An 18,383-nucleotide genomic window follows, 5' to 3' on the forward strand; every position below is an offset into this window, starting at 1 on the left:
TAGCGCTTGCGCCGAGCGTCCGCGGCGGTTCTGGGAAGGCGCCCGGCGCCGGTATTCCTCACGCTTTTCAGCAGCAAGATAACGTTTCCGGCGGAATCCGGGTCTTCGGAAACCGGCTCTGAAGCTCGAAAAAGACCACAACTTATTTGTGTTACAATCCTGGGTTTAACAGAATCTTCAATCTTTGTTGCAACCTTTGGTTTCTTCTTTTTTCTCTTCCCCTGCTTCCGTCGGGTCAATCTCATGTCTTCAAAACGCAGCCTGCTTCCCTTCTGGGAATCTCCGGCCATCAGAACCGCTTTCGGCGGTCCTGCGTTCCTCTGGCTGCTGATCATCACCGCGTTCGGAACGCTGGTGTGCCTCTTCAACATAAGAGGCCCGCTATTGCACCTGCCGGCGTCGTTGAAGCAGGCCCGGGTCGAGGATATGGCAGCGTTCTACAGAGCATCTGAAATGTCAAATTATGACGCTGCGTCATATGTTTATGACCCGTCTCTGTTCCGGGACGGTCTGTCGGAACGGCTTTCGGATCTGATATTCCTCAATCCACCGCACGCCTTGCCGGTGTTTCATGTTTTTGCCTGGACAGACTTTGCCACGGTCAAGATAGGGTTCATCTGCCTTACGCTGATCGCTCTTTTCGCGATCCCTCGCATGGCCGGGCAGACTTTCGCCCTTTCCGCACTGTTTGCAGCTTCTGCCGCGCCGGTTCAGATCCTGCTCCGGCTCAACCTCTCTGTTTTCGTGATAGCGCTGATTGTGTATGCAACCATGCACGCCAGATCGCGCCCCGTTCTGTCTGGTCTGGCGCTTTCGGTTGCAACGATCAAGCCGCAATATGGACTGCTCGTTCCCTTCTTCCTGGCCGGTATCGGTGCATGGCGATGCATCGCCTGGGCGACAATCGGAACGCTGTCGTGGATGATCGTGACGTTGGTCATGTTCGGACCCGGTGTTTTTGAAAGTTACCTGGCAGCGTTTTCAACGCCCCTTTATCAGGCTTATGCGCTGACAGCCCTGGAATGGGACACGTCTTTCAGGTCGTTCCTCGGCCGGTTGGGTGTCGCGGCGGATCTGAGAACAGCCCTGGTTCTGGCCGCTATTGTTGCCGGTGCGGTATGCGCTTTCCGGCTCCCGAGGGACTGGCCCTGCGGGCTGCGCGTCGGCATGTTGCTGCTTCTCAGCACCCTCGTCGCACCGTCTTTCATGTATTACAGCTGGCCCTTGTTCGCGGCAGGCGTTCTGTTCATCGCCCGCGCATTGCCCGACTGGCCGATCGAGCTGCAGTTCCTGGCCGGCCTGACCTGGATGCAGCCGCTGATATACATGCTGCTGTTGCCTCTCCTGCCAGCAGTCCTCACGGCGCATGCAGCCACGGTCTTTCTGCTGATGGCCTTGCTGGTCATGTCCTTCTTCCTGCTTGCAAGGCGCAGAGCACCCGGACCCGCCCTTCGCGGCAGCGACGCCCTGCAAAGGGCCTGACGCCTGCGCCGCTCCTTGCGACAGGCTGTGCCGTGCCGGCAGTCAGCAGGCAGGCCATGTCCCCGCGTTCTTTGGATAAGAAGCCAGCATTCGGCTGCAAAACCTGATCGAGTTGCCCTATATTGTGTCCAACAACGCGTGTAGAGCGCGAATCTGGAAGCAATCGCAGGCGATCATGACAGACGAACAAGACAATCCGACACAGGCCTATCGCCAGAGCGACGTCCCGAGCCTTGCGACCCAAATCGAAGAGAAGCCGAAAAAGCGCTTCGAGGACCTGCCGCCTGCCGCCCAGCGCGCGCTGAAGGAGGCGGAGGCGAGGCGCCGGGAAATCGACGCGAAACAAAGCGCCCTGCCGGACGAGGTGAACGGCCGCGGCGGTCTTGAACCAACCCGCTACGATGACTGGGAAATCAAGGGATTGACCGTCGACTTCTGACACCAAAGGCACGTCCAGCATGCGCGACGAGCTTGAACACACGCTGTCCGGATGGAACGGCAAGGCGACGCAGCCTCTGAAAACTGCCTACGAAATGCTTCGCGCAGAGCCGGATCTTGTCGATCTGCTGATTGACCTTAGCGAAAACCAGAGTTGCGAGCGCGGTGCGACATGGCTTCTCAAGCACGCGTTCGACCGTGACCCGCCGACGCTTTCCAACGCGCAAAGCACGCGGCATCTCGCCGGGATTTCAGGTTTCGGCCATTGGGAGACCCGTCTTCACTTTCTGCAATATCTCGAACGTCTGACGATCCCTGATGACGCCGAGGCACCGCTTCTGGACTTCATCCTTGAGGCGCTGGAGTCGGAGAACAGGTTCCTGCGGGCCTGGGCCTATTTCGGCCTCGCTCTTCATTCCGAGCGTTTCCCCGCGCACAGGGATCAGGCCATTGACCGGCTGAACGAGGCGATGGCGCGGGAAACGGCGGGCTCGGTGAAGGTACGCATCCGCAAGGCTCTGCAGCGGATCGCGCCCTGAGGTCAGTCTTCGACGAGCTTTCGGACTTCGGCCGCAATCGCCCTGGCCAGTTCCGCCTGGGGCTTCGCCTCGAAATGCACCGCGTCCTTCGGGCTCGGCGACATGATGGTTCCCACGTCGAGAAACGCTGTTCCATACTGCTTCGCGAGCCCGGCGTAGACGGCAGCCAGCCGTCTCGATTGCGCACCGCCATGCGCGTTCGAATAAAGGCCTTCATATTCAAGACCGGTAAAATCCCCCAGGGGAGGCGGGGCCATCAGCAAAATCCTGGGCGCACGCCCTTCGACATCGTCCGTCGCCTGTGTCGCGGCAAACAGCACCCTGCCCATGGCGAGCCCGATGGCATCCGCACTCATGTTGAAACGGTCCTGCAGGTCGTTTGACCCCAGCATGATGATCAGGACATCGATCGGCATGTGGGTCTTGCGCACCGTCACAAGGTGCGCCAACCCGTTCTTGTCTCCGCGCGTCGGATCTTCGAAAACAGTGGTACGGCCGTTCACACCTTCCTCAATGACGAAAAACTCAGCCCCGAGTTCCTGCTGCAACCGGCGTGTCCAGCGGACATCGTGACCGTACCGGGACTTGTCCGTGGGATTGAACCCCCAGGTCAGCGAATCTCCGAAACAGACGACGGAAACGGGATCCTTTTTCAGCGTCATGAGCAACCTTTTGCGATCACAATCAGATTTCCTGCCGTGACCTTAAAAAAGAACGGCATCACAGGCAATCGGCGATCGGGAAAGTCACCATTTGTTCCTTGGTTAATCAGAGATTTACCAAGAGGGCGATAGGGTCGGATCAAAGTACTGCGTAACGACTGCCGGATATTGCATGACTGCCAGCTCTCAAGCCTATACGCGCGGCGCTGTTCTGCCGAGCTCCAATCCTTTTCAGCGCCTTGCCGAACTCCTGGACGGCAAGACCCCCGGACTTGATCCGATCATCATGACGATCGGCGAACCCCAGCACGCCATTCCCGGGTTTACGGCTGAGGTTCTTGCCGAAAACATGGCCGATTTCAGGCGTTACCCGCCGATCAACGGCTCCGACGCTTTCCGCAGCGCGGTGGCAGGCTGGCTTGACCGGAGGTACAATCTGGGTGGCGCGATCGATCCGAAAGACGGCGTTCTGCCCCTGAACGGATCACGCGAAGGTCTTTCGTTCGGCGCCATTGCGGCCAGGGATCAACTCGCCAAGGGTCTGGATCATCCGGTGGTGATCCTGCCGAACCCGTTTTACCAGACCTACGCCGCCGCCGCGCATGTTGCCGATGCACGCGCCGTGCTTCTCGATGCCGTTCCGGGGAACAATTTTCTCCCCGATCTCGACGGCCTTGACCCGGATCTGCTTGAGGAAACCGTCGCGTTTTATGTTGCCTCGCCGACAAACCCGGAAGGTTATCCGGCCGACCTCGCCTTCTGGACGCGGCTGATCGGCCTGGCGCGCAAGCACCGGTTCTACATTTTTGCCGATGAATGCTATTCGGAGATCTACCGGGACACCCCACCTACAGGGATCCTGGAAGCTGCCAGGGCAATGGGCGGCGGCTTTGCCAACATCATCGTGCTGAACTCGCTGTCCAAGCGCTCCAACCTCGCCGGCCTGCGCTGCGGTTTTGCCGCCGGCGACCCGGATTTTCTGCGCAAATGGGCAAAGTTCCGGGGATTGGCCGCGCCGCAGGTTCCTCTGCCGGCACAGGCCGTTGCCGTCCGCGCCTACCAGGACGAAGACCACGTCATCGAAAACCGGCGGCTCTACAATCAGAAATTCGAGGTTGCCGAGCGGCTCCTCGGCCCGATCATGGGCAACGTCACCGCCGAGGGCGGCTTCTTCCTCTGGCTCGATGTCAGCCGCTGGGGCGACGGCATTTCGCTCACCAGCCGGCTCTGGAGCGACTGCGGGGTCAAGGTCGTTCCTGGCGGTTATCTCGCCTCCGATCAGTCGGACGGCACCAACCCGGGCCGCGACTTCATCCGGGTCGGGCTGACAGCTCCGCTCGAACAGACCGAAGTTGCGCTGGAGCGGATGGCAAAATGGTTTGGAGAACAGGCATGAGACGCGCCAGCGCAATCCGCGGCAACGGCCGCCGGTCACCCGTCGACCTGCTGGACACCGAAAGCCCGATCAAGCGGTTCCTGCGGCGCAACCTGGTCGGTGCATCCGGCCTGGCGATCATTGCGCTCGCGGCTATGCTCGCGGCCTCCCTGGCGACCTGGTCCGTTAACGACCCGAGCCTCAACCATGCAACCGACGGCACGGTCCGAAATGCGCTCGGAGCCCCGGGTGCGATCATCGCCGACATTCTCATGCAGACCATCGGACTGGCGACCGCAGTCTTCCTGATACCACTGGTGCTCTGGGGCTGGCGGCTCATGGCCGGACATGCGCTTGGGATCGGACGCAAACGGCTGTTCTACTGGCTCATCGGATCGAGCCTGTCAGCCGGAGCGCTCGCTGCCCTGCCGGTGCCGGAGAGCTGGCCTCTTCCGACCGGGCTGGGCGGCTTTCTCGGCGACGGTGTTCATCAGGTGCCGGCGTTTGTCACATCGAACATGACATCTGGCGCCGCGACCATCATCGGAGGCCTTGGGCTCGGTGTTCCGGCCATTTTCTTTCTTCTGTCGGCGGCCGGCTGGCTTGGTGCCAAGGACGAGATGGATGCTGAAACGGACCTTGCTCCCGGTTCGCGCGCTGCGGCCGCAAAGGGGCATGGACGATCGGTCGAAGAGGAACTCGGTCTTGAGGACGAGGACGCTGAATCCAGGATCTCTGTCTTCTTCAGCACCATGGTCGGACAGGTTGATCATTGGCGTCTTCAGGGAACTGCAAAATTGCGCCGGATCGCGGGCCTGAATCGGACGCAGCATGTCGACGACGACGAAGACTGGGACGAGGACGGTTACGCGGATTACGAAGACGGCGATCATGGCGAAGACCGCCAGGGCGGCAGGCTGTCCGCATTGCGGCGCGCACTGACCGGCCGGCTCATGCCGAATGACGATGACGGCCTTGACCGGTTTTACGAACGCGGCCGTGACGTTGAGGACGAGGATCCGGACGGCCCGTTCATGGATGAGCCGTTCGATGAGGAAGGCGAAGGGTTCGAGCCCGACGATCTTCTGATCGACAAGGGACCGGTCGCGGGTCAGCAGGCGATGCCGGTTGGCATCGCGGCGCCGAACCAGCCCCAGACTGCACCTGGACAGCCCGCTCCCCCGGCGGCACAGACCGGCCGTGTTATCCCGCCCGCCCCGAGACCGAAACAGAGCAAGCGGGCGATCGAGGAAGCTCAGCCTTCCTTCCTGGGCGCTCCGGAAGAATACGAACTGCCGCCGCTGCGGCTGCTTTCGGAGCCGAAGGCGAGCGGCAAGGTTCCGGGTCTTTCCGCCGATGCGCTGGAACAGAATGCGCGCATTCTGGAAGGTGTCCTTGAGGATTTCGGCGTGCGCGGCGAGATTATCGAAGTGCGCCCTGGCCCGGTTGTCACGCTCTACGAACTGGAACCGGCACCCGGCATCAAGTCTTCCCGCGTCATCGGGCTTGCCGATGACATCGCAAGGTCGATGAGCGCGATCTCCGCCCGCGTCGCCGTCATACCCGGCAAGAATGCAATCGGCATCGAACTGCCCAATGCGCGCCGCGAAACCGTGTTGCTGCGCGAACTGATCGCCGCACAGGATTTCGAAAAATCCAAGGCCAAGCTCCCGCTTGCACTCGGCAAGACCATCAATGGCGAAAGTGTCGTCGCGGATCTTGCGCGCATGCCTCACCTGCTTGTCGCCGGTACCACCGGCTCGGGTAAGTCGGTATCGATCAACACCATGATCCTGTCGCTGCTGTACCGGCTCACCCCGGAACAGTGCAAACTGATCATGATCGATCCGAAGATGCTCGAACTGTCCATCTATGACGGAATTCCGCATCTCCTGACGCCGGTTGTGACCGATCCGAAAAAAGCCGTGGTTGCCTTGAAGTGGACCGTCCGCGAGATGGAAGACCGCTACAAGAAGATGTCCAAGATGGGCGTGCGTAACATCGACGGCTACAACACACGTATCAAGCAGGCTCTTGAGAAGGGTGAAAGCTTCACCCGCACCGTCCAGACCGGATTTGACCGGGACACCGGCCAGCCGATCTACGAGGAAGAGGAACTGCCGCTCGAGAAAATGCCCTATATCGTCGTGATCGTCGACGAGATGGCCGACCTGATGATGGTTGCGGGCAAGGACATTGAAGGGGCGATCCAGCGCCTTGCCCAGATGGCGCGTGCCGCCGGCATTCACCTGATCATGGCAACACAGCGTCCCTCCGTTGACGTGATCACCGGTACGATCAAGGCCAACTTCCCGACCAGGATCTCGTTCCAGGTCACATCCAAGATCGACAGCCGCACGATTCTCGGCGAAATGGGGGCCGAACAGCTTCTCGGCATGGGCGACATGCTCTTCATGCTCGGCGGTGGACGGATACAGCGCGTTCACGGGCCGTTCGTCTCAGACGACGAGGTCGAGGATATCGTCAAGCATCTGAAGGTCCAGGGAACGCCGCAATATCTCGAAGCGGTCACCGAAGAGGACGAGGAAGCCGAGAGCCCCTATGATGGCGGTGGCGGTGGCCTGGCCGGTGGTGGCGAAGGCAACGAACTGTACGACAAGGCCGTTGCCATCGTGCTGCGCGACAAGAAGGCGTCGACCTCCTATGTCCAGAGACGGCTTTCCATCGGCTACAACCGGGCCGCATCTCTTATCGAGCGGATGGAGCAGGAAGGGCTTATCAGCCCCGCCAACCATGCCGGAAAGCGGGAAATTCTCGTGCAAAACGGCGTCGAGGAAGAGTTTTAGGCCGCAAATGCCAAAGCTTTGCCACACAGGCGCATTACCTGGGGTATAGTATTCGCAATATTTAACGACCTAGGACATTGCATCATGCCGACACGCTTTGCCTCCCGTCTAATAGAACATCTTGGCCGCTTTTTTGTTGCGGCAGCCCTGGTTCTCACCTGTCTGCTGCCGGCGCATGCGCTGACCCAGCAGGAGCAAAAGACGCTCAAGGAGCTGAGCAGCTATTTCAACTCCGTCAAGACGATGCACGGCGACTTCATCCAGTTCGGCCCGGACGGCAGCCAGTCCGACGGAAAGTTCTACATGGCGCGTCCCGGCAAGGTCCGCTTCTACTACAACAAACCATCCGTTCTCGACATCGTCGCAGACGGCAAATCCGTTTCCGTCAGGGATCGCAAGCTGAACACTCAGGATATCTGGCCCCTGGGCCAGACCCCGCTCCGTTTTCTGTTGTCCGACTCGATCGATCTTGAAAAAGACACCAACGTCACGAACGTCCTTGTCGAAAAGGACCTGATCACCGTCACGATTTTCGACAAGACCAGGTTCAATTCGGGAACGCTGACGCTGATCTTCGACACCGACAATTTCGCCCTCAAGCAATGGACCGTGACCGATCAGCAGGGCTACGACACATCCGTTGCCGTCTACAACGTTGTCTCCAACGCCCCGACCAATCCCGATCTCTTCAAGATCGATTATCTGGCCAATGCCAATCAGCGCAAAGGCCGGAATTGAACGGAACCGGGCGGTCAGGCGACACGGACACGGGTGGCCGTTCGGTCGTATTCGATCTACTTGAACTCTATTGCAGAGAGCACGGTCTTTGCCTGGCTGCCGGCGACAGCCACGGTCATGCGGGCTGCGTCGAAAACCGTAACGGGAAGCGCTGGTATTTCAAGGGGACGCGGTTCGACATAAATCCGCTCGGCTGCGCCGAGATCGCAAATGACAAGGCGTATTCGCTCCACTTCCTGCAGCAGGCAGGTGTCCGCGTCCCGGAAACCCTGCTTGTCTTCGGCTCGCAGATCCGCGATGGCCGCCAGCTGCCTGCATCCATTTCCGAATTCGTTGAAAAAAACGGCTTTCCGCTCTTCCTGAAACCCAACATCGGTCAGGAAGGGCAGGATGTCATGCGCGCCGGCGACAGCGCTGAGTTCGAGCGCGCGCTGCAGCTGCTTTCAGACACGCATGCTCAGCTGCTTGTTCAAAAGGAAATCAGGGGCCGGGACTTGCGCGTTATCATTCTTGACGGCGTGGTCCTGTGCGCCGTTGAACGCAAGGCGCCTGCCGTCACCGGTGACGGCCGTCTGAGTATCGCGGCGCTGATCGACGCTCACCCGAAGATCGTCGCGTCCGACGCCAGGATCGATGCCGCCCTGACCCGGCAGGGATACACGCGTGGCAGTATTCCCGGCATCGGCGAGCGGATCGCGGTCTTGCCCGTGACCAATCTGTCCGCGGGTGGAACCGCTGAAATCGTCACGGACCGTCTCGCGCCCGAACACGTTGAAACCGCGCGTGCGGCAGCCACCGCACTTGGTCTGCGATATGCGGGCGTGGACATGATCGTTCCCGGCGGCAATAGGCAGGAAGCCGGCGCTGCTGTCCTGGAAGTGAACGCAGCCCCCGGGTTGAACAATCTCTACCGGCAAGGTCCTCACGAAGCGACATGTGTCAAGTTCGTCTACACTGCGCTTTTTCAAAAATTATTTGAAAATTAGTTTCAAATAGAAGATACCAGATAGAGAATACTATAAAAATCGAAATGAAATTAGAAATAATTTCGATGTTTCAAATTAAATTTCGCTATTTGAGAGCGCAAAGCTTCACATCAACAAAAAACAGCCATTTTTCATGTCTCCTTTTCAGTATGCCGCTGATCGCCGGCATCGAACACTGTCCGCCAACATCAGGTTTCAAGTAATGGAAATCACGCGGGTAGGCACCGGCGATCGCGGGCATGGTGGTTGGGGTAAAGCGCGTTCCGGCGGACCAAGGGGTTCGTACAGGCACCGCTCGTTTAGGAGATCAAGAAAATGTCGAATGTATTGCCGCTCCGGGAGGACAGTTTCCAGCTGCACAGGCAGTATCCTTCGCTGTATTTCCCCAAGGATGGATACATCTTTGTGGTGGCGTTCGGGCGGTCCGGTTCGACCCTGACCCAGCATTTGCTGAATTCCATCCCGGGCTATTTCGTGCGGGGGGAGAACTGCAATGCGCTGGTCCATTTGTGCCGCTCGGTAACCGCCATCCGCGGCGAGGGGAATTTTCAGCAGAGGCAGGAACCGCAGCGGTCGATCATTTCCAGCGAGCGGCCCTATTTCGGCAAGATGGTCGGCACGTCGCTCGATCCATGGTACGGCATGGAGGATGTCAGCGTCGATGACTATGCGCTGAGCCTGTTCGATACATTCGTTTCCAAGGTGCTCTGTCCGAAGGGCGAGGCCCGCGTTCTCGGCTTCAAGGAAATCCGGTATCACAACGATCCGAAATACTTCCCGAAATTTCTCGATACCATCCGCGCGTATTTTCCGGGCAGCCGCTTCATTTTTCAGAACCGCGCCTTTGAGAATGTCGTCAAATCGTCGTTCTGGAAAAACATGCAGCCCGCAGATGTTCGCAGGAAATGGGATAACTTCGAGGAACTGACGGCAGATTATGCGCAAAAGAACGCCGAGGTCTGCCACCGGCTGAGATACGAAGATTATCTTGAAGGCGCCGGGAAGCTTGAACCCTTGTTCGAGTTCCTCAAGGAGCCGTTTGATGCGGCCAGCGTTGCCGAGCTTCTGGAGACCAGGCTGAAACACTAGGGTACGGACTCACAAATGAAGTCAATTTGGTTTGGATCGTTTTGACCAACTGCAAGGAGCGAAAGCGCAGGAAATGTGCTTCATTTTCAAGCCTTTCGCGACGCTGCAGATGGCCAAAACGGCCAAATCCGAAGGACGGCAAAATGGCTGTATCTCGCAGCGTCACCGCGCTTGACCGGGCGAAAAGCCCGCTCTGCACACGCTTCCTCGCGAGGTTTTGCCATTTCTGCCGCCAAATCGGCGTCATTTATGGGTCCGTACCCTAGCCCCGGAGCGACGCTTCTTGAGATGGAACGGTACCGGGCTTTCGCAGTTGAACATCCGGTGCCGGAAACATTTGCAGCCGGCTATTGCTCGCCGAGCTTCATGTCGGGCGAATAGGTGCCCTCTGCTTCCTTGACCACGGCCTGTCCGCAGATCGCCGTTCCTTTGGCGGTGTCGAAGGAAATGGACGGCGACCCGTGAAGCGCCCAGCCATTGTTCAGTGCCTGGGTCACCCGATGGCAGAATGCGCTGTCATCCGTACCTGTAATCAGCCTGTAGAGTTTCATTTGTCCGTCCCGTCAACCACGCGCGGCAATGGCATCGGCGATCGCGATAACCCTCTTGCCCATCTCCGCATGTAGCCGCTCGACCATCTTTCCGTCCACCTGGATTGCGCCCTTGTCGGCATTTTCGGGCTGCTCGAACGCGTCGTTGATCCTGCGTGCCCAGTCGATTTCCTCTTCGCTCGGGCTGAACGCGGCATGGCAGGGCGCAAGCTGTTTCGGATGGATAAGGGTCTTGCCGTCCATGCCCATTTCCGCACCCTGCCTGCACTCGGCAGCGAACCCCTCTTCGTTCTGAAAGGCGTTGTAGACACCGTCCAGAATGTCGATACCGCCCGCCCGCGCCGCGGCAACGCATGTCATGAGCCATGGCGTCATTGCCGCCCGCCCGGGTGTGAGCTGCGCGCGGGTTTCCTTGGCAAGATCGTTCGTTCCCATGACGAAACAGTCCAGCCTGACTTCGGGGTCTCTGCCGCAGGCACCGATGGCACCGGCATTCAGCATGGCTTCCGGTGTTTCCATCATCGCCCAGAGCGTCAGGTTTGCGGGCGCATTGTGCAGCGACAAGAGGTGCGCGACCCGCTGCAGATCGGCCGCCGAGTTCACCTTGGGCACCAGGACCGCGTCCGGACCGGCCTGGATCGCCGCCTGGAGATCGGTTTCACCCCAGGGCGTTTCCAGCGCGTTGATCCGGATGACGACTTCCCGGTCACCGTAACCGCCCCCCGCAATCGCATCGCTGATCTGCCTGCGCGCGAGATCCTTGGCATCGGGCGCGACGGCGTCCTCGAGGTCCAGCAGCAGGCAGTCGACATCAAGGGTTTTCGCTTTTTCAAGCGCGCGGGCATTGGAACCCGGCATATAGAGGGCGGAACGGCGGGGCCTGATCGTTGCGGTCATCGGGACATCCTGTGGATACGGAACCAAGTCGGCGCAGACTAGAAGATTGTACCGCGCTGCGAAATTCACCGAAGGGAGAAGGCGACGGGTGTTTTCACACAGCGCTTCCGTTGCCGCCGCCCTTTTTGAAAATCATGTCCCTGGCCGCGATGACGGCGCCCAGAGTGATCGCGAGACAGGCGATGACGACGGAAAGCGTCAGCGCTCCGAAGCCGAAGGCAATGAGCAGTAGCGTCGACAGCAATGGCGCTGAATAGGCGGCAGCCCCGAGCACCTGGATGTCGCCGCGCTTCACGCCGATGTCCCAGGTGAAAAACGCAAGTCCGACGGGAAACAGCGCCAGCGCAAAAACCGAGGCCCATTCCACGGCATCTTCAGGCCAGACCGTCTGCTCCAGCACCAGGTGACAGGCAAGCGAAAGCGCGGCGGTCAGCAGACAGAAACCCGCAACGGCCTCTGTCGGCACCTTGCCGAGCCGCCTGGACAGAACCGAATAGCTCGACCAGAAAAGGGAAGACGCAACCGCCGCCCCATAGCCGATGGCATGCTCATCAGAAAATCGGATGCCGTCGCCGCCGCTGATCAGAAGGGCGGCCCCGCCCAGTCCGAGCACCGTACCAAGAACATGATGCGCGCGAAGCTTCTCTCCGGGAAGAAATGCGGAAAAAAGAACGATCAGCAGCGGCCAGGTGTAGTTGATGAGATTGGCTTCAACCGGCGGCGCATTGCGGATGGCCGTGAAATAGAAGAAATGGAAGCCGAACAGCCCGACGGTCCCGAAAATCCAGATCCTGGCCGGTTGCCTGAGCAAACCGAGGCGGCCGGACGAGGCCAGCCAGATCGTCGCAAGCGAGCCGGAAATGCCGAAACACAGCGCATTCAGCAAAAAGGGAGGCACGTTCCCGGAGCCCGCGCCGAAGACACCAAGCGTTGCCCACATCAGGACGGCGCTCAGGCCGATCACCGTTGCTCTTGTTCGTCCCACATCTGCCACTGTGACCTGCCCGCCTGAATCCCTCCTGCGCTCTTGGCACAGTTCGCCGAAAACAGGAAGAGTGTCTTTGCGTTGAGAAGAATTTCACTCAGGTCCTTGATCCCGGCTCCCGTTTCGGGACATGTTGGGGCACGATTTTTGACCTGTGATATCCGGGGAATTCATGACAACTGCGGAAATCAGAACGCTTGGGCAGGATGATGCTCACAAGCTTGCGCCACTCATTGCGGAAAACGCCCAGGCCCTGAAGCGTGGCGCGCCACGGCGCCCCGACGACTACTACGCGGAGCGGATCCTGTCGGACAGGAACGCCGAAGTGCTCGGCGCATTCTCAGGTGACGACCTGGTCGGGTTCGGTGTGTATTTCGACCTGCCCGAACTGATCACGGGACTGCGCATCGGCCAGCTTGACGAGATCTACGTCCATCCCGACCACCGCAATGAAGGTATTGGGAGAAGGATCATCGAGGCTCTCGTAAGCGAGGGCAAGAAACGCGGCTGGCTCCATCTGCGCTGGATCGTGCCGGGCAAGAATGCACCGGCGGTTGCGCTTTACGAAAAAATCGCCGAACCCGACCATCGCAAAAGCTATGTGATCCCGATCGACCGTGTCGCCGGAGACTGACCGGCGCACGGCTCCCTTGCCGTGTTATGTGCCTGCCGAAAAGAGCGGCGGGATCCGGCCGAGCGTCAGGAAGCCGATGCGTATCAGTCCCTGATCGATTGCGACGGGAAGCGCGATTGATGGAACACCGTCGATATCGCTTTCCGCCCCTTTCAGGCTTTGAACCACACTGCTGACAATCGAAAAGCTGTTGTCGCGTGGGGGAAACAGCGGCTTGATCAACTCAAGCAACCCGTCTGCATTGCCGATCGTCAGATTGATTTTGCCGGAAACCGTTCCATCCCCGTTGACCAGAAGATCTCCGGCCGCATCGACGCGGCTGTCTCCGACAACGGTCTCAAACAGCACCAGCTTGACCGGAAGCCGGCCGTTCTGCTGTTGCACCAGCGCGGCAAGATTGGCTCCGGTCAGAAGCGCGGAACCGCCCGCCACCTGAACGTGGCCGCGCATGTCGATCACCGCACCGAATTCCGGCAAAGATTTCAGCTGCAGCGCATCGACGGAAATAAAACCGTCCACCGCATTGGTTGTTTCAGGGGCGTTGCGCAGGTGGATCTCCGCCTTCTCGGCCGCAAACAACCCGCGTGACACCGGGTTTTCAAAAGCCGCCTCGGGCTTTTGCAGGACGGCATCGAACGCGCCGAGCGCGCTGCTGGAAAACTTGACGCTCGCGCGTGCCGTGTCCCAGCTCATCTCGCCGAGAACACCGCCGAGCGGTTCGGCGATGGATGCCGGTGCCTTGGCCTCGAAAATGATATGCCAGGGGTTATAGATCAGCGCGACGGCATTGAGCCCCCCGAGCGATCCCCTGGTACCGTAACGGTCACTGGACGCAAGTTCCGTGCAGTATACTTCGTACCGAAAGGGATAGCCGGCGATCGCAAGGTCCGAACAGGAGAGATCCAGTCCGTTGGTTTTCAGGGCCTGCAGCTGTGTGTCGAGCTGGTCGGCGAGCACGGACCGGCCGAAGAACCAGGCGCCCGACCATCCGGCGATGACCAGCCCGATGGCGCACATAAGCAGGATGTACCGGCGTCTTGACGGCTTGCTTGGCTTGTTCTCGTGTTCTGACACTGCTTTCATCACTCTCGGTTCGGCGCTCTCTATCAGACCGGCATGCGCGCTTCATTGAATCATTGTCCCGGTATTGCTATCTCCGCCAGCGGCATAATGATAGACAGGACGATATGAGCAATTTTTGGGTATTTGGCTACGGGTCTTTGATGTGGAACCCGGGATTCAACCATATTCGATCCGCACCGGCCCTTTTGAGAGGCGCTCACCGGGCACTCTGTGTTTACTCATGGGTTCATCGCGGCACCCAGGAACGGCCCGGACTTGTGTTCGGACTGGACAATGGCGGTGCCTGCCGCGGCATGGCCTACCAGGTGGCCGAAGATATCTGGCCGGACACTCTGGACTATCTTCGTGCCCGTGAGCAGACCACGATGGTCTACAAGGAACATTGGCACAACATCGAACTTGATGGCGGCGAGAAGGTGCATGCGCTTGTCTACATGGTCGACCACGGCCATCCGCAATATGCGGGCGCGCTGCCGCTCGAGGAACAGCTGAAAATCGTGGACGGGGCGGTCGGAAAGTCGGGCGAGAACCCGGAATACGTGATCAACACAGCCGCGCATCTTGAGGAAATGGGGATTGCCGACAGCAATCTTGCCTGGCTCGCCGAACGCCTGAAATCACTGTGAGGACATGACCTCGGCCCCTGCGGCCCGCTTACCCGCATCGACATTCTTGAGCACGGGGGACGGCTCCGGCGCGGTCCTGGCTTCCTCGATCAGCCTGTTGCTGGCCGTTTCAATCGTCTCGACCAGCTGTTCATAGAAAACCTCGTTCGAAAGACCCGGCTCGATCGGCGGCAGGATTTCGACGATCACCGTTCCCGGATAGACCTTCCACGACGAACGCGGCCAGTAGAGCCCGGCATTGTGCGCGATCGGAACAACCGGGCATTTCAGGTCCCGGTAGAGATGCGTGATCCCGTATTTGTATTTCGGCTCCGCGCCGGCAGGGCGGCGCGTCCCTTCCGGGAAGATCATGATCTGGCGTTCTTCGGCGATTGCTTCCTTGGCGGCTTCCATCATCGCCGCCAGCGCTTCTGAACGTTTGCCGCGATTGATGGGGATCTGCCGGTATTTCGCCGTGTACCATCCGAAAATCGGTATCCAGCGAAGTTCGCGTTTCAGGATGAAAGTCGGGCTTGAAAACAACGGGATAAGCGACACCGTTTCCCAGGCGGACTGGTGTTTCATCGCGGCGATATATCCGCCTTCCGGCAGGTGCTCCCGGCCCCTGATCTCCACCTTCAGGCCTGCGACCACGCGCATCAGCCAAATAAGGCTGCGCGACCAGAACGGCACGATGGGCCAGCCCCATTTGCGCGGCAATAGCATCACCGGCGAGAACAGGATCATTTCAATGAAGGTTACCGCGTAAAACAGCACCTGAAAAAGGGTAGATCGCAGAAGAATCATGGCACCAGAAAACCAGAACAGAGCAAGGTCGCCGCTAAGCCAGGTTCTGATCGAATTCAGCTCATGGCCCTTACGGTATTGCGGAGTCTGGCGAGGATATACTTCACATATTCGCGCATGAGAAGCCGGATCGTGGCAGGCTTCTGATACCAGGTGTCCAATTCAAGGTCTTTGGCGAAGACCGGGTAGGCAATCAGGTTGACGTCCGGCAACACGTCGGAGAGTTCCGCCTTCGCTCTCGGTATATGGTAGGCGCTGGTGACCACCAGAAGCGAGTTGAAGCCGTTCTTTTGCACCCATACCGCGGTTTCCGTGGCATTGCCCGCCGTGTTGAGGGCAACCCTGTCAAGATCGACGCTGGCCTTTTCAAGCGGCATGCTTGACGATGTCACAGCCGCCAGCTGCTCACGCGTCGTACCCGGGTGCACACCGGATATCAGCAGCCGGTCGGCGTGGCCTTCTTCCAGCAGACGCAATCCTTCGCTGACGCGGGCCTGACCGCCGGTCAACACAACAATCGCATCCGCACTGGTCACGTCCGGCACCGTCGCCGTCGAGATCTGATGCGCGAAATAGAGAAATTGGCCGAGGATCCCACCGGCAAGCGCAAGCAGCACCGTAACGAAGGCAATGCGCAACCCGAAGCGTTTCTTCCGCACACCCCCGGTCGCGGACCGGGTAATTTCCGCGGACACGTTTGCGGTGCCGGTGCCACTTTCTTCAGCTGCACCAGCTTCCAGGCCACTCCGAGAGGCCGAATCAAACGCTGTGTCTAAACGCATCATTGGACGAGTGTGGTCTTCGATTGAGCCAATTTCGCGGCATTGACCATTAAAATCAATCCACTTTTGCCAGATGCGCCTTCACCGCAAGTCCGGAGGTCAGTGCCGTCAGGATCGCGACAAGAAAGACCACCGCCAGCACACCCAGGTAGCCAGGCAGGCTGACGGAGACGGAACCGAACAGGGCTGACAACTGATCGGACCCCGCCTGCCCGGAAGACTGGCGCGTGAGCAGATCCACAAATACGAAACACAGGATCGCGGCGACACCGCCCGACACTCCCCCCTTGAGGCCGAGCAAAAGGAAGTGGCGTTGAAACTCTCTTGCGATGAAACCGTCTTCGGCACCGACAAAGTGCAGGACGGAGACAACGTCCTTGTTGCCCGCCATGGCCGACTGGGTCGCAAACACCACGCTGAGCACCATGGATCCGAGCACGAGGATCATGATGGCGACACCACCGGCAACAACCGCGCCGGCCATTGCCGAAAGGCGCGATGTCCAGATGGAGTGGTCATCGACACTGGCACCTGTTACCTGCTGGGACACGGATGTGCGCAGTTGTTGCAGGTCCACGAGGTCGGGGTCGCCGATCGAGATCTGGATCAGCCTTGGGACAGGCAGTCCTTCGAGTTCAAGTCCTTCGCCGAGCCACGGCTCCAACAGGGACTTGGTTTCCGCGTCGGAGAGGGCGCGCACGGCGGAGATGCCCGGGAACTCCTGGACGAGCGCAACGGCCTTGTCGATCTCGCGCAGCATGTCGACGCCTTCCGTCGGCCGGATCTGGATCGTGATTTCCCGAACAAGATCGTTCTGCCAGGCATCGGCGGCATCCCAGACGACGGTCACGGCACCAACCGTGAGGCAGGCCAGGAAACTCATGATGGCGACAACGAGTGTCAGCGCGCGGCCGGCGACCGATTGCGGCGGCACGATCGCAGCCGACGGCCGCAGCTTGGCATCATCGCCCTGTTCCGGTTTTGCGGCTTTCGGCTTCGGTTTTTTCCTGGTCCGCTTGGGACGCCCCGGCCGTTTCGGCGGTTTGACTTCGACGACAGACGCCTGCTTGTCATCTTCTGTGTCTGGTTGGGCCATTCTGTTGCCTGGTTGTCTGTCTTCCGCCACACCCCTTCTTTTTAAAGGGGGAATTGCTAGTCGAATATCGAAAGGCGTCCGTCCGCGAGCACCATCCGCCGTGCATCCACCTGTTCCAGCAATGCGATATCGTGTGTTGCGATGACCACGGACGTGCCGAGTTTGTTCAATTCTATGAAAAGACGCAACAGACGGCGCGCAAGGGGTGGATCCACGTTTCCCGTAGGCTCGTCGGCAAGCAGAACCTCGGGCCGTGTGATCAGCGCTCTAGCGATTGCCGCGCGTTGTTTCTCACCGCCGGAAAGAACGGGTGGCAGCACATGCATTCTGTCTCCGAGCCCGACCCATTTCAGAAGGTCGATCACATCGGCACGATAGTCGGATTCCTGCTTGCCGACGACGCGCAGCGGCAAAGCGACATTCTCGTAGGTCGTCAGATGATCCAGCAGCCGGAAATCCTGAAAAACGACCCCGATCTTGCGGCGCAGTTTCGGCAATTCCTGCTTGTCGATGACGCTCAGGTCGCGATTGAACACCTTGATAAGGCCGCGCGTTGGCCGAAGCGACATGAAAAGAAGCCGGATCAGGCTGGTCTTGCCCGCGCCCGAAGGTCCGGTCAGAAACTGAAACGACTGCGGCTCGATCTGAAAGGTCAGGTCGCGCAGGATTTCCGGTCCCATGCCGTATCTCAATCCGACATTCTCAAAGCGGATCACACAAATGTCTCCTGTTGATGGACCGACGCTATAGCCATGCCGTTAACGGTGCATTAATCATATAAAGGTCCATTAGAATCCTGAAAGCCCATCACCGGATTTGCTGGCATT

19 protein-coding genes are annotated in these 18,383 nt (G+C 59.4%); 10 read left to right on the forward strand and 9 right to left on the reverse strand.

Features of this window, described 5'->3' with window-relative positions:
* The first annotated feature begins 243 nt into the window (after positions 1–243).
* From RBB49_RS08295 to RBB49_RS08305, 3 genes are all read left to right on the forward strand, one after another.
* Complete coding sequence (locus tag RBB49_RS08295; RefSeq protein ID WP_306142251.1) at positions 244–1,482, forward strand: glycosyltransferase family 87 protein; 1,239 nt, start codon at positions 244–246, stop codon at positions 1,480–1,482.
* Between the two features lie 175 nt (positions 1,483–1,657).
* Complete coding sequence (locus tag RBB49_RS08300; RefSeq protein WP_306142252.1) at positions 1,658–1,921, forward strand: DUF1674 domain-containing protein; 264 nt, start codon at positions 1,658–1,660, stop codon at positions 1,919–1,921.
* Between the two features lie 19 nt (positions 1,922–1,940).
* A complete protein-coding gene (locus tag RBB49_RS08305; RefSeq protein WP_306142253.1) occupies positions 1,941–2,459 on the forward strand; it encodes a hypothetical protein in 519 nt (172 codons plus the stop codon).
* A 2-nt stretch (positions 2,460–2,461) separates the two neighbouring features.
* Here the strand turns inward: RBB49_RS08305 and RBB49_RS08310 are convergent, their stop codons facing one another.
* Positions 2,462–3,121, reverse strand: coding sequence for an SGNH/GDSL hydrolase family protein (locus RBB49_RS08310; RefSeq protein ID WP_306142254.1), 660 nt, complete (start codon positions 3,119–3,121; stop codon positions 2,462–2,464).
* 172 nt (positions 3,122–3,293) lie between these two features.
* Between RBB49_RS08310 and RBB49_RS08315 the strand changes: the two genes are divergently transcribed.
* The 5 genes from RBB49_RS08315 to RBB49_RS08335 all read left to right on the forward strand — a co-directional run bounded on the left by RBB49_RS08315 (position 3,294) and on the right by RBB49_RS08335 (position 10,116).
* Complete coding sequence (locus RBB49_RS08315) at positions 3,294–4,517, forward strand: aminotransferase class I/II-fold pyridoxal phosphate-dependent enzyme (RefSeq protein ID WP_306142256.1); 1,224 nt, start codon at positions 3,294–3,296, stop codon at positions 4,515–4,517.
* A complete protein-coding gene (locus RBB49_RS08320; protein ID WP_306142257.1) occupies positions 4,514–7,303 on the forward strand; it encodes a DNA translocase FtsK in 2,790 nt (929 codons plus the stop codon). The genes RBB49_RS08315 and RBB49_RS08320 overlap by 4 nt, the downstream gene beginning before the upstream one ends.
* Before the next feature lie 84 nt (positions 7,304–7,387).
* Complete coding sequence (locus RBB49_RS08325) at positions 7,388–8,041, forward strand: outer membrane lipoprotein carrier protein LolA (protein WP_306142258.1); 654 nt, start codon at positions 7,388–7,390, stop codon at positions 8,039–8,041.
* Positions 8,038–9,027: a RimK family alpha-L-glutamate ligase gene (locus RBB49_RS08330; protein ID WP_306142259.1), complete on the forward strand. Its 990-nt coding sequence runs from the start codon at positions 8,038–8,040 to the stop codon at positions 9,025–9,027. The genes RBB49_RS08325 and RBB49_RS08330 overlap by 4 nt, the downstream gene beginning before the upstream one ends.
* Positions 9,028–9,342: 315 nt before the next feature.
* On the forward strand, positions 9,343–10,116 hold the full coding sequence (locus RBB49_RS08335) for a sulfotransferase (protein WP_306142260.1): 774 nt from the start codon (positions 9,343–9,345) through the stop codon (positions 10,114–10,116).
* Between the two features lie 347 nt (positions 10,117–10,463).
* Here the strand turns inward: RBB49_RS08335 and RBB49_RS08340 are convergent, their stop codons facing one another.
* From RBB49_RS08340 to RBB49_RS08350, 3 genes are all read right to left on the reverse strand, one after another.
* Entirely contained in the window at positions 10,464–10,667 is a 204-nt protein-coding gene (locus RBB49_RS08340) for a DUF1737 domain-containing protein (RefSeq protein WP_306142261.1), read from the reverse strand.
* 12 nt (positions 10,668–10,679) lie between these two features.
* The gene (locus tag RBB49_RS08345) at positions 10,680–11,564 is read right to left on the reverse strand and encodes a CoA ester lyase (RefSeq protein ID WP_306142262.1); all 885 of its coding nucleotides are present in this window, start codon (positions 11,562–11,564) and stop codon (positions 10,680–10,682) included.
* A gap of 94 nt (positions 11,565–11,658) precedes the next feature.
* On the reverse strand, positions 11,659–12,558 hold the full coding sequence (locus RBB49_RS08350; RefSeq protein WP_306142263.1) for a DMT family transporter: 900 nt from the start codon (positions 12,556–12,558) through the stop codon (positions 11,659–11,661).
* A gap of 163 nt (positions 12,559–12,721) precedes the next feature.
* On the opposite strand from RBB49_RS08350, the gene RBB49_RS08355 reads away from it, so the two are divergent.
* Positions 12,722–13,183, forward strand: a complete 462-nt coding sequence (locus RBB49_RS08355; RefSeq protein ID WP_306142264.1) for a GNAT family N-acetyltransferase — start codon at positions 12,722–12,724, stop codon at positions 13,181–13,183.
* Positions 13,184–13,207: 24 nt separating this feature from the next.
* On the opposite strand, the gene RBB49_RS08360 is transcribed toward RBB49_RS08355, so the two are convergent.
* On the reverse strand, positions 13,208–14,266 hold the full coding sequence (locus RBB49_RS08360) for a DUF2125 domain-containing protein (protein WP_306142265.1): 1,059 nt from the start codon (positions 14,264–14,266) through the stop codon (positions 13,208–13,210).
* Positions 14,267–14,370: 104 nt separating this feature from the next.
* Between RBB49_RS08360 and RBB49_RS08365 the strand changes: the two genes are divergently transcribed.
* Entirely contained in the window at positions 14,371–14,892 is a 522-nt protein-coding gene (locus RBB49_RS08365) for a gamma-glutamylcyclotransferase (RefSeq protein WP_306142266.1), read from the forward strand.
* Here RBB49_RS08365 and RBB49_RS08370 read toward each other — a convergent pair.
* The 4 genes from RBB49_RS08370 to ftsE form a co-directional block, all read right to left on the reverse strand.
* A complete protein-coding gene (locus RBB49_RS08370) occupies positions 14,884–15,678 on the reverse strand; it encodes a 1-acyl-sn-glycerol-3-phosphate acyltransferase (protein ID WP_306142267.1) in 795 nt (264 codons plus the stop codon). The genes RBB49_RS08365 and RBB49_RS08370 overlap by 9 nt on opposite strands.
* Before the next feature lie 56 nt (positions 15,679–15,734).
* Positions 15,735–16,373 carry a YdcF family protein gene (locus tag RBB49_RS08375; RefSeq protein ID WP_306142268.1) on the reverse strand — a complete coding sequence of 213 codons (639 nt, stop codon included), beginning with the start codon at positions 16,371–16,373 and terminating at the stop codon, positions 15,735–15,737.
* A gap of 142 nt (positions 16,374–16,515) precedes the next feature.
* Entirely contained in the window at positions 16,516–17,556 is a 1,041-nt protein-coding gene (locus tag RBB49_RS08380) for an ABC transporter permease (RefSeq protein ID WP_306142269.1), read from the reverse strand.
* A gap of 56 nt (positions 17,557–17,612) precedes the next feature.
* On the reverse strand, positions 17,613–18,272 hold the full coding sequence (gene ftsE, locus RBB49_RS08385) for a cell division ATP-binding protein FtsE (RefSeq protein ID WP_306142270.1): 660 nt from the start codon (positions 18,270–18,272) through the stop codon (positions 17,613–17,615).
* Positions 18,273–18,383 lie beyond the last annotated feature (111 nt).

The sequence above is a fragment of the Roseibium sp. MMSF_3412 genome, from assembly GCF_030733265.1.
Taxonomy (GTDB): Bacteria; Pseudomonadota; Alphaproteobacteria; order Rhizobiales; family Stappiaceae; genus Roseibium.